This window comes from Asaia bogorensis NBRC 16594, assembly GCF_001547995.1.
In the GTDB taxonomy this organism is placed as follows: domain Bacteria; phylum Pseudomonadota; class Alphaproteobacteria; order Acetobacterales; family Acetobacteraceae; genus Asaia; species Asaia bogorensis.
The window spans coordinates 467,433-480,528 of the sequence record NZ_AP014690.1 but is presented as its reverse complement, the minus strand read 5'-3'; the positions used below and the strand labels follow the sequence as shown (position 1 = coordinate 480,528).

At 61.0% G+C, this 13,096-nt stretch carries 13 protein-coding genes; 6 read left to right on the top strand and 7 right to left on the bottom strand.

Translation table 11 applies throughout. The annotated features are described in order from the left end of the window. Positions 1 to 172: 172 nt before the first annotated feature. Together Asbog_RS02180 and Asbog_RS02175 are read left to right on the top strand one after the other, a co-directional pair. Positions 173 to 1,417, top strand: a complete 1,245-nt coding sequence (locus Asbog_RS02180) for an aldose epimerase family protein (protein WP_231944634.1) — start codon at positions 173 to 175, stop codon at positions 1,415 to 1,417. A 179-nt stretch (positions 1,418 to 1,596) separates the two neighbouring features. Continuing rightward, on the top strand, positions 1,597 to 2,043 hold the full coding sequence (locus Asbog_RS02175) for a DMT family transporter (protein ID WP_062163923.1): 447 nt from the start codon (positions 1,597 to 1,599) through the stop codon (positions 2,041 to 2,043). A 204-nt stretch (positions 2,044 to 2,247) separates the two neighbouring features. Here the strand turns inward: Asbog_RS02175 and ilvC are convergent, their stop codons facing one another. The 4 genes from ilvC to miaA are packed head-to-tail and all read right to left on the bottom strand — an operon-like array spanning position 2,248 to position 6,621. After that, a complete protein-coding gene (ilvC, locus tag Asbog_RS02170) occupies positions 2,248 to 3,267 on the bottom strand; it encodes a ketol-acid reductoisomerase (protein ID WP_062163922.1) in 1,020 nt (339 codons plus the stop codon). Beyond that, positions 3,267 to 3,794, bottom strand: a complete 528-nt coding sequence (gene ilvN, locus Asbog_RS02165; protein WP_023979706.1) for an acetolactate synthase small subunit — start codon at positions 3,792 to 3,794, stop codon at positions 3,267 to 3,269. The genes ilvC and ilvN overlap by 1 nt, the downstream gene beginning before the upstream one ends. Then, positions 3,794 to 5,590, bottom strand: coding sequence for a biosynthetic-type acetolactate synthase large subunit (gene ilvB, locus Asbog_RS02160; RefSeq protein ID WP_062163921.1), 1,797 nt, complete (start codon positions 5,588 to 5,590; stop codon positions 3,794 to 3,796). The genes ilvN and ilvB overlap by 1 nt, the downstream gene beginning before the upstream one ends. A 32-nt stretch (positions 5,591 to 5,622) precedes the next feature. After that, positions 5,623 to 6,621, bottom strand: coding sequence for a tRNA (adenosine(37)-N6)-dimethylallyltransferase MiaA (gene miaA, locus Asbog_RS02155; protein WP_062163920.1), 999 nt, complete (start codon positions 6,619 to 6,621; stop codon positions 5,623 to 5,625). Positions 6,622 to 6,662: 41 nt separating this feature from the next. On the opposite strand from miaA, the gene serB reads away from it, so the two are divergent. Then, positions 6,663 to 7,553, top strand: coding sequence for a phosphoserine phosphatase SerB (gene serB / locus Asbog_RS02150; protein ID WP_035443964.1), 891 nt, complete (start codon positions 6,663 to 6,665; stop codon positions 7,551 to 7,553). A gap of 61 nt (positions 7,554 to 7,614) precedes the next feature. Here the strand turns inward: serB and Asbog_RS02145 are convergent, their stop codons facing one another. The 3 genes from Asbog_RS02145 to Asbog_RS02135 all read right to left on the bottom strand — a co-directional run bounded on the left by Asbog_RS02145 (position 7,615) and on the right by Asbog_RS02135 (position 9,478). Then, positions 7,615 to 7,803, bottom strand: coding sequence for a helix-turn-helix transcriptional regulator (locus Asbog_RS02145; protein WP_023979703.1), 189 nt, complete (start codon positions 7,801 to 7,803; stop codon positions 7,615 to 7,617). After that, positions 7,800 to 8,180 carry a hypothetical protein gene (locus tag Asbog_RS02140; RefSeq protein ID WP_031241454.1) on the bottom strand — a complete coding sequence of 127 codons (381 nt, stop codon included), beginning with the start codon at positions 8,178 to 8,180 and terminating at the stop codon, positions 7,800 to 7,802. The genes Asbog_RS02145 and Asbog_RS02140 overlap by 4 nt, the downstream gene beginning before the upstream one ends. A 146-nt stretch (positions 8,181 to 8,326) precedes the next feature. After that, entirely contained in the window at positions 8,327 to 9,478 is a 1,152-nt protein-coding gene (locus Asbog_RS02135) for an alpha/beta fold hydrolase (protein ID WP_062163919.1), read from the bottom strand. A 688-nt stretch (positions 9,479 to 10,166) separates the two neighbouring features. Here Asbog_RS02135 and Asbog_RS02130 point away from each other — a divergent pair. The 3 genes from Asbog_RS02130 (at position 10,167) to Asbog_RS02120 (ending at position 13,053) form a co-directional block, all read left to right on the top strand. Continuing rightward, on the top strand, positions 10,167 to 11,663 hold the full coding sequence (locus Asbog_RS02130; RefSeq protein WP_023979700.1) for a CoA-acylating methylmalonate-semialdehyde dehydrogenase: 1,497 nt from the start codon (positions 10,167 to 10,169) through the stop codon (positions 11,661 to 11,663). Between the two features lie 177 nt (positions 11,664 to 11,840). Then, on the top strand, positions 11,841 to 12,104 hold the full coding sequence (locus tag Asbog_RS02125) for a DUF3297 family protein (protein WP_023979699.1): 264 nt from the start codon (positions 11,841 to 11,843) through the stop codon (positions 12,102 to 12,104). 4 nt (positions 12,105 to 12,108) lie between these two features. After that, on the top strand, positions 12,109 to 13,053 hold the full coding sequence (locus Asbog_RS02120) for a nucleoside hydrolase (protein WP_023979698.1): 945 nt from the start codon (positions 12,109 to 12,111) through the stop codon (positions 13,051 to 13,053). Positions 13,054 to 13,096 lie beyond the last annotated feature (43 nt).

The window sequence follows — 13,096 nt, the reverse complement described above, 5'->3', positions numbered from 1 at the left end:
AAACGATAGCGGAACATGTATTGGACGCGGCTTCATAACAGGAATATGTTGCGTATGTAACGTTTCATGTGACGCTACACTCGGTATCCGGAGATCTCCCCAGCCCCGATACAAGCCAACGGGCAGCCGGACCATGCAGTGGCGTCAGCGAGGTTTCACCATGTGCAGTCCAGTGACAAACAAGACGCCGACCGACAAGAGCGATACCTCAAACCGCGATGAGGCGCCCGGAACATCGCGCACCGGGCGAACGACGCGGCCGATCATGGCTCTTGCCTCAGGCAGTCTTGCCGCTGCCCTCTCGCTGGCTTCAGCCCACGCCGCAACCATGAGCGCGTCACCATTTGGTACGACGCAGGCCGGGCAAAAGGTCGAAGCCTATACCTTGAGCGCCCCTAACGGCGTGGAAGTGACCATCATGACTTATGGTGGAGTCATTTTGCGCATCATGGCCCCTGATCGTCAGGGCAAACGCGACAACGTGGTGCTCGGCTATGCGTCGCTCGCCGAATATGAGGCCAAAAGCCGGGCCAATGGGGTGTTCTTCGGCGCGACAATCGGACGGTATGCCAATCGCATTGCGAAAGGTCGCTTTACACTCGATGGTCATGATTACGCAGTGCCGGTCAATAACGGCCCGAACTCACTGCATGGCGGCAAGGACGGCTTCGACCGGCGTATCTGGAAAGCCCATGAGATCGCCCGCTCTGGCAATAAGGTAGGCGTTGCCCTCTCCCTGATCAGCCCGGACGGTGATCAGGGTTATCCCGGTGCGCTGAATGTGACGGTCACCTACACGCTCGACGATCAGGGCGCGCTGGGTATCGAATACAAAGCGACCACATCCAGGCCTACCGTGCTCAACCTGACCAATCACTCCTACTTCAACCTCGCCGGGGCAGGATCGCAGGACGGTATTTTCGGCCAGATGCTGCAGATCGAAGCGCATCATTATACCCCGACAGATTCGACTCTCATTCCGACGGGCGAAATTGCTTCCGTCGTCGGGACACCTTTCGATTTCACCACAGCAAAGCCAATCGGGCGCGACATACGCCTCGCCAATGCACAGCTGCTCATGGCACATGGCTATGACCATAACTGGGTGGTTGATGACTCTTCATCACCAGACGGCCTCAGACACGTCGCCACGCTCTGGGACCCGAAAAGCGGTCGCAGCATGGAGTGCCTGAGCACCGAACCGGGTGTGCAGGTCTATACCTCCAATTTTCTTGACGGCTCGGACTCAGGAAACGGCCATATCTTTCGCCAGAGCGACGCTGTGACCTTTGAAACCCAGCATTTTCCCGACAGTCCCAATCAGCCGAATTTCCCCTCGACACGCCTGAACCCGGGGCAGGTTTTTCAAAGCCGTACGGTCTTCCGCTTCGGCCTGCATGAAAGTGATGGGAAGTGACCACCATTGAAACGCACGAAGGTCGGCTTGATTTCAGGAAATGACCAGGAAGCAAATCCTGTGATGCCGCGTTGAGCCCGGGACGTAGCGCCTGTTTTGGCAGGCGCTATGAACCACCGGCCACGCAGACGGCATGAGCTTTTGCCCGATGGCGTCGCCTTCTCAGTTGAGAGGTTGTCATGAACGCTGTCTGGGCTCTCCCCTTCATCCTCATTGCCGGGGCGCTTCAGGCGCTGGGCGCTACCATGAACGGGGCATTGGCGAAATCCCTCGTCAATCCGTGGCTTGCGACCTCGGTTTCGTTTCTGCTCGTGCTGTTTTTGTCAATCAGTCTGTTTGCCTGCATGCCGCGCCCGCTGCCCAGCGCGGGTGATCTGGCCAGCATGCCCTGGTGGGCGCCGCTTGGCGGCATCACGGGGGCCGTGGCCGTGTTTGCAGGGCTTCTGCTGATCCAGAAATTAGGCGCCGGACCGGTCAATGGACTGACCATCACCGCCAATCTCGTGACCAGCCTGCTGATCGATCATTTCGGGCTTCTGCGCATGGAAGTGCACAGCCTCAACCCCTATCGCATCACCGGCGCGGCGCTGATGATCGCAGGGGTCGCGCTGATCGCACGGTTTTAAGAGCAGTCCAGGCCAGAGGCTCCCTGACAATTGTCCAGACGCAGGGCCTTGGATCAGGCGGAGCACTCAGCGCCGCATTACCCTGCCACGCCTATCGAGTGCGGACAGAGAGATCCTGCCAGTTGAGTGGCGGTTGAATAGTCTGGCACAAAAAAGGGGGCCGAAGCCCCCTTTTTCGGTTCTTTCTCCCGGTAGGAGAAGACCTCAGTTCTTGGCCTTGTCGACCAGCTTGCCCTTGGCGATCCAGGGCATCATGCCGCGCAGCTTCTCGCCGGTCTTTTCGATCTGGTGAGCATCGTTGCGGGCACGAATAGCTTTGAAGCCAACGCCGCCGGACTGGTTTTCCAGAATGAAGTTGCGCACGAAGGTGCCGTCCTGGATGTCGGTCAGAACGCGCTTCATCTCGGCCTTGGTTTCAGCCGTCACGATGCGCGGGCCGGTGACATATTCACCATACTCGGCCGTGTTCGAGATCGAGTAGTTCATGTTGGCAATGCCGCCTTCGTAGATCAGATCCACGATCAGCTTCATTTCATGCAGGCACTCGAAATAGGCCATTTCGGGAGCGTAGCCGCCCTCGACCAGCGTTTCGAAACCGGCGCGGATCAGCTCGACCAGACCGCCGCAAAGCACGGCCTGCTCACCGAAAAGATCGGTTTCGACCTCTTCCTTGAAGCTGGTCTCGATGATGCCAGCGCGGCCGCCACCATTGGCCGAAGCGTAGGACAGGGCGATCTCGAGCGCCTGACCCGTTGCGTTCTGGGCAACAGCCACGAGCGACGGCACGCCGCCACCCTTCTGGTACTCGGAGCGAACCGTGTGGCCGGGGCCCTTCGGTGCCACGAGGAACACGTCCAGATCGGGACGGGCTTCGATGATACGGAAATGGATCGACAGACCATGCGCGAACACGAGCGCTGCGCCATGCTTCAGGTTCTTTTCGAGCGAATCCTTGTAGAGTGCGCCCTGGCCTTCGTCAGGCGTCAGAACCATCACGACATCGGCCCATGCCGCAGCGTCGGCAGGGGTCATGACCTTGAAGCCAGCGCCTTCGGCCTTGGCAACAGCCGACGACTCAGGACGCAGGCCGATGACCATATCGGTCACGCCGCTGTCCTTCAGGTTGTTGGCATGGGCATGGCCCTGGCTGCCGTAACCGATGATGGCAACCTTCTTGCCCTTGATCAGGCCCAGATCACAGTCACGATCATAATAGACGCGCATCAGAAAGACTCCTCGATGGATTGAAAGACTTCGGTACCACGGCCTATAGCGGCGATTCCGGTCCGGGACACTTCCGCAAGACCAAGCGGTTGCATCAATTCGACGAAAGCATCGATCTTCTCGGCGCTTCCCGTCAGTTCAAAAACAAAAGACCCTGCCGTCGTATCGACAGCATGAGCGCGAAATGCCTGGGCAATACGCATGCCTTCGGTACGCATCTCGCCCTTGCTGACAACCTTGATCAACGCCAGCTCACGGGCCACGTGCGGCCCGCTCTCGGTCAGGTCACGTACACCATGCACCGGGATCAGGCGCGCAAGCTGTGCCTTGATCTGGGCAATCACCATTTCGGTGCCCGAGGTCACGATGGTGATACGCGAGAGGTTGCGCGTGGCATCGATGGCAGAAACGGTCAGGCTTTCGATGTTGTAGCCACGTCCTGAAAACAGACCGACGACGCGGGCCAGGGCGCCGCTCTCGTTTTCGATCAGAACCGCAATGACGGCTCTCTGGATATCCTGTGCCATCAGACCAGCATCATGCCTTCTTGAGTAATCCGGGCCGCATTGGCTTCCTGATCGGGGCCAAGCAGCATCTCGTTATGCGGGGCGCCCGACGGAATCATCGGGAAGCAGTTTTCGTCCTGCGCCACACAGATATCCGCCACCACCGGGCCATCATGGCGCAGCATCTCGTCAATCACGCCATCCAGCTCGCCCACGCAGGTGGCGCGCAGCCCCTTGCCGTGGAAGGCTTCGGCCAGACGGATGAAGTCGGGCAGCGCCTCGCTATAGGATTGTGAGTAGCGCGAGCCATGCAGCAATTCCTGCCACTGGCGCACCATGCCCATATAGCGGTTGTTCAGGATGAACAGCTTCACCGGCAGGCGATACTGCGCCATGGTGCCGAGCTCCTGAATATTCATGAGCGTCGAGGCCTCACCGGCAATATCGATCACCAGTGCATCGGGATGCGCTACCTGCGCACCTACAGCGGCAGGCAAGCCATAACCCATCGTGCCAAGACCACCAGAGGTCAGCCAGCGATTGGGCTTGTCGAACTGGAAGTGCTGCGCCGCCCACATCTGGTGCTGGCCAACTTCCGTGCTGACAAACGTATCGCGCCCAAGCGCCTGCGTGGCTTCATAAAGGCGGCGAATGGCATATTGCGGGCGGATGATGGCGCTCGGGGCCTGATCCTGAACGAAACCGAAGGAGTCCAGCGCGCGCCAGCCCTCGATCTGCGCCCACCAGGGGCTCAGATCCTGCCCTTCGCCATCCCAGGCCGCCAGCAGCGCCTCGATGGTGCGACCGACATCGCCAACCAGCGGCACATCCACGCGAATGATCTTGTTGATCTGCGAGGGGTCGATATCGGCATGGACCTTGAACGAATTGGGCGAGAACGCATCGACGCGCCCCGTCACACGGTCATCGAAGCGCGAGCCGAGCGCGATCAGCAGGTCGCAGCCATGTGTGGCCAGATTGGCCTCGTAGCTGCCGTGCATACCCAGCATGCCCAGAAACTGACGGTCGGTCGTCGGGAAGGCGCCAAGCCCCATCAATGTGGACGTGACCGGGAAATTGGTGCGACGGGCAAGCTCGCGCAGACCTTCCGACGCCTTGGGGCCCGCATTGATCACGCCGCCACCCGTATAGAGAAGCGGGCGCTTGGCGCGCTTCATGGCAGCGATGGTCTGGCGGATTGCCTCGCCATCCGCATCGAGATTCGGACGATAGGGGCGATGCAGACGGCCCTCGCCCGGGGCAGGCAGAGGCGCACTGCCGACCGTGATATCCTTGGGCAGGTCAATCAGCACCGGGCCGGGGCGACCGCCTGCGGCCACCTCGAAGGCCTCACGCACGATCGGCGCCAGATCCTGACCGCGACGCACCAGATAATTATGCTTGGTGGCCGGACGCGTGATGCCGGTCGTATCGGCTTCCTGAAACGCGTCATTGCCGATCAGCGCCGTCGGCACCTGGCCGCATAGGCAGATCAGCGGGATGGAATCCATCAGCGCATCGACCAGACCCGTCACGGCATTGGTGGCACCGGGGCCGCTGGTGACCAGCACAACGCCGACCTTGCCGGTCGAGCGCGCATAGGCCTCTGCCGCATGAACGGCCGCCTGCTCATGGCGCACCAGAACGTGGCGGATATGATCCTGCTTGAACAGCGCATCATAGATGGGCAGCACCGCGCCGCCGGGATAGCCGAAAATGACCTCGACGCCCTGCTCCACAAGCACGCGCAGGAGCACCTCGGCACCATTGAGCGGCGCTGTCGAAGTTTTTCCGGTCTGCTGTGTTGACGCGTTCATGCGAGCGCACCCCTTTCATTGAGCGGGCGGGTTTATGACGGGATTGAGGATTCGTCAATGGTTGATTGTATGAAAGTTGCTATTTTTTCGAATTCTCTTTCCGAAAATTGCGTACTCTCGTCATATCTTTGCAAGGAAATCATGCAATCCTGCTCTGCGCCCAGCGCATGGTGATTGAACCACGTGGCCTGACGTCGCGTGTACTGCCCCGTGGCGATCACTGCACGGGATATCGCTTCCTCCAGCCCCAGGGTTCCGGCAAGAGCGGCGCTCAGCTCCGGCACACCATGCGCCCGCATGGCGGGCAAAACGGGCGAAAGCCCCCGTGCCACAAGGCATTGCACTTCCTCCATCGCCCCCCGTTGCATCATGCGTGAGAACCGTTCCGCAATCGCCGCACGCAGCGCCTCACGGGGCGGATGAAGCCTTACGGAGACAAAGCGAAACGGGGCTGGCGGCAGGCCGGGCTGATTGCGCCAGTACGAGAGCCCATGCCCTGTGCCACGCAACACCTCGAGCGCACGGGCCACACGCTGCCCATCGCCTGGCCTCAGCGTCTGGGCTGTATCAGGATCATCCTGCATCAGCAGGGCATGAGCGGCCTCGCTTCCCTCTTGCTCCACAAGGGAGCGCGCCCAGTTGCGTGCGGCATTGCCGGGTTCGGGCACCTCGACCAGACCATCGAGCAAGGCCCGCAGATACATGCCTGTGCCGCCACACAAGATTGGCAGCCGGTCCTGCGCCCGTGCCGCCTGCATTTCCGCCAGTGCGGCCTCGCGCCACCACGCCACACTGCCCGGTCGCGCTGCATCCAGTACGCCGTAGAGACGATGCGGCGCACGCGCTTCATCCTGTGCATCGGGGCGGGCGGTCAGCACATGCAGATCCGTATAGACCTGCATAGAATCGGCATTGATGACGGTGCCTCCAAAGCGCTCTGCCAACCCAAGCGCCAGCGCCGACTTGCCGGAACAGGTCGGTCCCGCCACAATAAGGGCCACCGGGGCCAGGGCAATCGACGCGTCAGCCATTCTGTCTTGCTGTCCCAAGCGTTTCTACCAGATGGGCCAAGATGACCTTACCTTACGTTCTCGTTCTCGTTGCCGACCCTGCACAGGGCACCCTGTCCAAAGATGCCATCGACATTGCGCGGAACATGGTCAAGGGCAAGAACCCCATCGTGCTTTCGCCGGGCGAAGCCGTCGAAATCCCCTGCCCTACCCCGGCACCGGGCGCACCAACCATCGCGACCATCCGCGCAACACTGGCCCGTCATAAGGTGGATGCCCTGCTGGTCAAGACACGCGGCCGTCGCAAGGCTGTGCTCGTAGCTGATATGGACAGCACCATTCTGGACGGTGAAACCCTCGATGAGGTCGCAGCCCTGCTGGGCGTGGGTAACGCCGTCGCCCAGCTCACCCTCGACACCATGAACGGCAAACTGGATTTCGAGGAGTCCCTGCGGACACGTGTCGCACTTCTGGAAGGCAAATCCGCCTCCTGCCTCGAAGAAGTCTGGCAAAATTCAAGGCTCAATACGGGTGCCCGTACGCTTGTGCAGACCATGCACGCCCATAACGCCCGCACAGCGCTCGTCTCGGGTGGCTTCACCTATTTCACCAGCCGCGTGGCAGAGGCCTGTGGCTTTGACGAGCATTACGGCAATGAATTCGACATCGTGGATGACGTGTTTACAGGCAAGCTCGCTGCCCCCGTGCTGGGGCCGAACAGCAAGGAAGAGCATCTGAGCCGCCTCCTTGAAGAGCGCGGCGTGAAGGCTTCGGCAGCCCTGACGACAGGCGATGGCACCAACGACCTGCCCATGCTCGCCGTCGCCGGTCTGGGCATTGCCTATAAGGGCAAGCCAAAAGTGCGCCAGATGATCGACATGCAGGTCAATCACTCGACCCTGCGTGCCCATCTGTTCGCTCAGGGTTATCCGGCAAGCGTTTTCGTGGAGTAAGGGTTCACGGGGCGCTGCCCCATCCCCCGGAAAGGGGCTCGCCCCTTTCATCCCGTTCTGCCTACGGGGTAAAAATGGCTTCGATGCTCAGATCGAAGATTTTCGCAATGGCGAACGCCAGAGGCAGGCTCGGGTCGTAACGCTCGTTCTCAATCGCATTGATGGTCTGCCGCGAGACGCCCAACGCCTCGGCCAGCGCATTCTGGCTGAGGCCCTGAGCCAGACGCAGATCGCGCATGCGGTTTTTCACCGGTATCTCCGGCAAGCAACGACCATGCCTGCGAGCCACAGAAGCGCCATAAGCGGCCAGATGGCGAAGGCGCGAATATGAGGGGCACCAGCGTTTTCAGCGAAGCCCCATCCTATGGTGATGAGGGCCGTGCCAAGAAAAGCCGTCGCTATGGCGTCGAACTGAACGCGACGCTGAAGTTCATCCATGCGCCGCAGTGCTCGCATGATAACCCATGCCACGGCCACGGCTCCAAGCGTGGGCGCCATGCTCAAAGCGAAAAGAAGCGTCCCTGTGGGGCGAAGCAGATGCTCCAGCGCACCTGACGTGAGGAGCAGGAAAAGATACAGCAACAATGCCGCGCCAAGCTCGATCCCGTACTGTCTGGGCCTGAACATACGTTTCTCCATGTAAAGCATACTTTCCATATTCCTCATTTTGGGGTGGAAAGCAAGCTTTACACGAACAACCTGTCATAAAATCCGGACTCCGATGGATACCTGCTCTTTGGGTAAATCAAGACGGCGCCTCGGAAACCCCTGTCTCACTGACAATCGGATGAAATCGCATCGCCTCGCAGGCTGCGATCGGCGAAAGCCTGTGCTTCACTCTCGGCCGCGTTCAGGAGCGGTGAATGTTCCACACGATAGTGGTGCACACTCACAACCGTTCCGGCAGAGCATAGCGCCTGCTTCAGCTTCTCCTGCTGGGCGGGGGGCACCTGCGTGTCACTGGTGGCAATCCCGAGCATGACGGGTGAAGGCAGCTTGAGCGAAGGATAACGCGCCCATTGCAGTGCCGGAGCCAGCGCGTTTTCGGCATCTGGCTGGAAAGTGTTGTCAGGCGTCAGGCCCGCATGTTCGACAGCCCCAAAGAAATCGCCACGGCAGAGTTCGCTGGCCTTGCGGTACAGCGGCAGGGCACGGGGCTTGAAGGCGCTGGATGGGTCGAAAGAGGGATCCGCAGCCCCAAGCGACGCCCCAAGCAGCAGGCCATAAACCACGCCCGGGGCAAAGCGACGGGCCCCATGAGCCTGGGTCAGGATATGGCCTGAATCGCCATCGAAATACGGTGCGCCAAGCGCGATCGTACCCTTGATCTGCAGGCTCGGTGCATAGGATTTTGCCAGCGCCGAGGCTGCAAGCACAGCCTGCGCACCCTGATCATGCCCCAGCAAGACGACATGGCCGCTCAGCGCAGAGAAGCGGCGACGCGCTGCACGAACCGAGTCCAGCACAGCCATGCCTTCTGATTTGGCATTCAGGTAAAGCGCTGCCCCTGGCTCGCCCAGACCCGGATAATCGGTAGCGACAACGGCATAGCCCCGACGCAGCCAGCTTCCGTAAAAGCTTGCCTGCGGGCCGCCAATCCCCATGATGGAAGGCGCACAGGTAAGGCCGATCCCGCTTGTGCCGTGAGCCCAGGCCACGACAGGCCAGCCACCTGCGGGCGGTGTGCCGCGCGGGACCATGACCTCAGCCGAAACCGCCACCAGATGCGTCGGGTTATGCGCATCGGTGCTGCGATAGGCCATGCGATAAGCCGTGCCGGGAATGGGCGCATTTTTCTGTTCGAGCTTGATGGCCTGCCCGGCAGCGACGGGGGCATAGCGCGATTCGGCATCCTCATCGGCATCCATCGCGCAGGCGGTCAGGGTCAGGGCGGAAACAGCCATCATGGCAAGGACAGAACGCATCAGACCTCTTCGATCTAGGGGTAACGAGGGATGGAAAGTCTCAGGAGTGTCGCGCGGGGGCAAGCCCCGACAGCCCAGCGAGCCAAAAACACCCCGCATGCGATGGGGGCCATTCGGGGCCGGGTCAGGGAACCGCATACGGCAAACGCAGCGCTCACAGGCCGGTTCGGCTCCCCGGGACGTTCCCATGATGGGGAATCAGGGCGACTTCATGGTCGCTCCTGCTGGTTCGATGTAACCAGAGGCAGAAGATGCCCGGTGGACGGGCGGAGATTTGACAGGACCGACCCGGGCGCGGTCCGGCCGCAGATGTTCTGAAAGAGAGCCGCCAAGCTGATCCGAGCCCACGTCGCTTTCTGACCATTGCGGCGCAGTGTCATCCCGCAGACCGCCGAGACGGGCGAAACAGCAGCAAGCCCATCTATCGGAGCGGCAGAGGGCTCCTTACCGCCGCAATGCCCCTGCCATGCCTCTGACTGCCACTCACCGGAACGTGACCCTGATCATCAGGAAATAGAATTATTTTTCTTTTCCAACGACAAAAGAGAATATTAATTTCGATACAGGTCAGGAAAGCGGCCTCACGCGGGAGTTGAAATTCGCGTGGCTGGGCCGATGCTATAAGGCGGATGAGGGGAGCGGGTCCATAAGGGCGCGTCACAAGGCCGCAAGGAAGAGGAAGACGTTCATGAGCAGTCTGATTCAGCATTACATCAACGGGTCCCGTACCGAGGGTCACGGCGCCCAGCGCGGAGAGGTCTTCAACCCTGCCACAGGCAAGGTGACGGCGCAGCTCGCTCTGGGTGACACGCGCGACGTCGATGATGCCGTTGCTGCCGCCAGGGCCGCCTTTCCCGCATGGTCACAAACCACCCCTCTGGCCCGTGCCCGTGTGCTGTTCCGCTTTCGTGATCTGATCGAGAAGCACGCGCGCGATCTGGCGGCGGTCATCACCTCGGAGCATGGCAAGGTCCTGTCAGACGCGCTGGGCGAAGTGACGCGCGGCATGGAAGTGGTGGAATTCGCAACCGGCGCCCCTGAACTGCTCAAGGGTGAATTTACCGAACAGGTGGGACGCGGCATCGATGCCTGGTCGATGCGCCAGCCACTCGGGGTTGTGGCAGGAATCACGCCCTTCAACTTTCCGGTCATGGTGCCGCTCTGGATGGCACCGATGGCGCTCGCCTGCGGTAACTGCTTCATTCTCAAACCTTCCGAGCGCGACCCTTCCGCGTCGCTCGTTCTGGCCGATCTGCTGAAAGAGGCCGGTCTGCCTGATGGCGTGTTCCAGGTGGTGCATGGTGACAAGACCGTCGTGGATGCCCTGCTCAAGCACCCGGATGTGCAGGCGATCAGCTTTGTGGGCTCCACCCCCATCGCCCGCTACATCCACGAGACCGGTGTAGCCCACGGAAAGCGCGTTCAGGCTCTGGGCGGTGCCAAGAACCATGCCGTCATCATGCCTGATTGCGACCTCGACAAGACCGTCGATGCCCTGATGGGCGCGGCCTATGGCTCGGCAGGCGAACGCTGCATGGCCATTTCCGTGGCCGTGGCTGTTGGCCCTGTGGCCGATGCGCTGGTCGACAAGCTGATCCCCAAGGTCAAGGCGCTGAAAATCGGCAATGGCACGGATGACGCGACCGAAATGGGCCCGCTGGTCACCAGAGTCCATCGCGACAAGGTAGCTTCCTACGTCACGCTCGGGGCTGAGGAAGGTGCCAAGCTGCTGGTCGATGGCCGCGATTTCAAATCGACGCAGAACCCGGAAGGCTTCTTCCTTGGCGGGTCGCTGTTCGATCATGTGACACCGGAGATGCGCCTCTATCGCGAGGAGATCTTTGGCCCCGTTCTGGCTGTCGTGCGCGTGCCCGATTTCGAGACCGCGCTGAAGCTGGTCAACGACCATGAATTCGGCAATGGCACCGCCATCTTCACCCGTGATGGCGATAGCGCCCGTGCCTTCACCCATCGCGTGCAGGCTGGCATGGTCGGCGTGAACGTACCCATCCCTGTACCCATGGCGTTCCATTCCTTCGGCGGCTGGAAGGCTTCGCTGTTTGGCGATCACCACATGCATGGCGCCGAGGGTGTGCGCTTCTTCACCAAGTACAAGGCTGTCACCTCGCGCTGGCCGACAGGCATTCGTCAGGGTGCAGATTTCGTCATGCCCACGCTTGGCTGAGCCGAACGCCTGAAAACAGCCTGAGGCAACAACCCCTCAGGCCCTAAAACAGCCGCAAACGGGCGCGAGGGTGCACACCCCCGCGCCCGTTTTGCGTTCCGGCGCTTTGCGCGAGCCGGAACTCGGGCTATGTCCCATGACAAGAACTGGAACACGCGCCAAACCGGAGGAATTCCCATGAGCGACACCATGCCAGACCGTCTGAGCGCCACACCGGGCAGCCCGTTTTATGACGAGGCCCTGCTCGAAAAGGGGATCGGTATCCGCTTCAATGGCGAAGAACGTACCAATGTGCAGGAATACTGCATCAGCGAAGGCTGGGTGCGTCTGGCTGTCGGCAAGACGCTCGACCGCAAGGGCAACCCGATGACCATCAAGGTTTCCGGCACGGTGGAAGCCTGGATCAAGGGCCCCGAAGCCGAGGAAGCCGGCAAGGAGTAAACCCATGACGCCCACACGGATCATCATCGATACCGACCCCGGACAGGACGACGCCGTTGCCATACTTCTGGCGCTGGCCTCGCCCGAGGACATTACGGTCGAGGCGATTCTGACAGTGGGCGGCAATAGCGGCATTGCCAACACCACACGCAATGCCGCCGCCATTCTCGAACTGGCTGGCCGCGCCGATATTCCGCTGCATAGCGGATACGACCTGCCCATGAAGCGCCCTCCCGTCCGGGCCGATCATGTGCACGGCGAGAGCGGGCTTGATGGGGCAGACCTGCCTGCACCGACAAAACAAGCTGACTCACCCCATGCGGTGGATTTCCTGATCGAAACGCTGCGCCGCGAGCCGGAAGGCAGCCTGACCATCGTGACACTGGGCCCGATGACCAATCTGGCAACAGCGTTGCAGAAGGCTCCCGATATCGCACCGCGCATCAACCGCGTTGTGTCCATGCTGGGCGCCTGTTTTGAAGGGGGGAACATCACCCCCAATGCCGAATTCAATGCCTATGTCGACCCGGAAGCCGCAGCCATTGTTCTGGGCTCTGGTGTGCCGGTAGTCATGCTGCCGCTCGATATCACTCATCAGGTGCTGACGACCCCTTCACGACTTGGGCGCATCCGCGCCATCGGCAACGAGGCCGGGCGCTGTGTGGGCGGTATGCTCGGCTTTTCAGAGCGCTTCGACCTCGAAAAATACGGCTGGCCCGGCGCGCCGTTGCATGACCCCTGCACGATCATGTGGCTGCTGCGCCCCGATCTGTTTCAGGGCCGCCTCGTCAATGTCGAGGTCGAGACACAAAGTGCGCTCTCATCCGGTCAGACCGTTGTCGATTACTGGAGCGTGACGGGACGCCCCGCCAATGCGCTCTATATGCGCGATGTGGATTCAGACGGATTTTATCAGGTGCTGACGGAACGCCTGTCGCGTCTGCCCTGAACAGACGACACCCTGTCCATCAGAAAACCCCGGACCGCAAAAG

What these genes read in the sequence shown, in the direction of transcription:
- Asbog_RS02125 (WP_023979699.1), top strand. Translation starts at nt 11,841, where the DNA reads ATGAGCGACACCATGCCAGACCGTCTGAGCGCCACACCGGGCAGCCCG.
- ilvN (WP_023979706.1), bottom strand. Translation starts at nt 3,794, where the DNA reads ATGGCACAGGATATCCAGAGAGCCGTCATTGCGGTTCTGATCGAAAAC.
- Asbog_RS02135 (WP_062163919.1), bottom strand. Translation starts at nt 9,478, where the DNA reads ATGCGTTCTGTCCTTGCCATGATGGCTGTTTCCGCCCTGACCCTGACC.
- Asbog_RS02175 (WP_062163923.1), top strand. Translation starts at nt 1,597, where the DNA reads ATGAACGCTGTCTGGGCTCTCCCCTTCATCCTCATTGCCGGGGCGCTT.
- Asbog_RS02120 (WP_023979698.1), top strand. Translation starts at nt 12,109, where the DNA reads ATGACGCCCACACGGATCATCATCGATACCGACCCCGGACAGGACGAC.
- serB (WP_035443964.1), top strand. Translation starts at nt 6,663, where the DNA reads ATGACCTTACCTTACGTTCTCGTTCTCGTTGCCGACCCTGCACAGGGC.
- ilvC (WP_062163922.1), bottom strand. Translation starts at nt 3,267, where the DNA reads ATGCGCGTCTATTATGATCGTGACTGTGATCTGGGCCTGATCAAGGGC.
- Asbog_RS02130 (WP_023979700.1), top strand. Translation starts at nt 10,167, where the DNA reads ATGAGCAGTCTGATTCAGCATTACATCAACGGGTCCCGTACCGAGGGT.
- Asbog_RS02140 (WP_031241454.1), bottom strand. Translation starts at nt 8,180, where the DNA reads ATGTTCAGGCCCAGACAGTACGGGATCGAGCTTGGCGCGGCATTGTTG.
- ilvB (WP_062163921.1), bottom strand. Translation starts at nt 5,590, where the DNA reads ATGAACGCGTCAACACAGCAGACCGGAAAAACTTCGACAGCGCCGCTC.
- miaA (WP_062163920.1), bottom strand. Translation starts at nt 6,621, where the DNA reads ATGGCTGACGCGTCGATTGCCCTGGCCCCGGTGGCCCTTATTGTGGCG.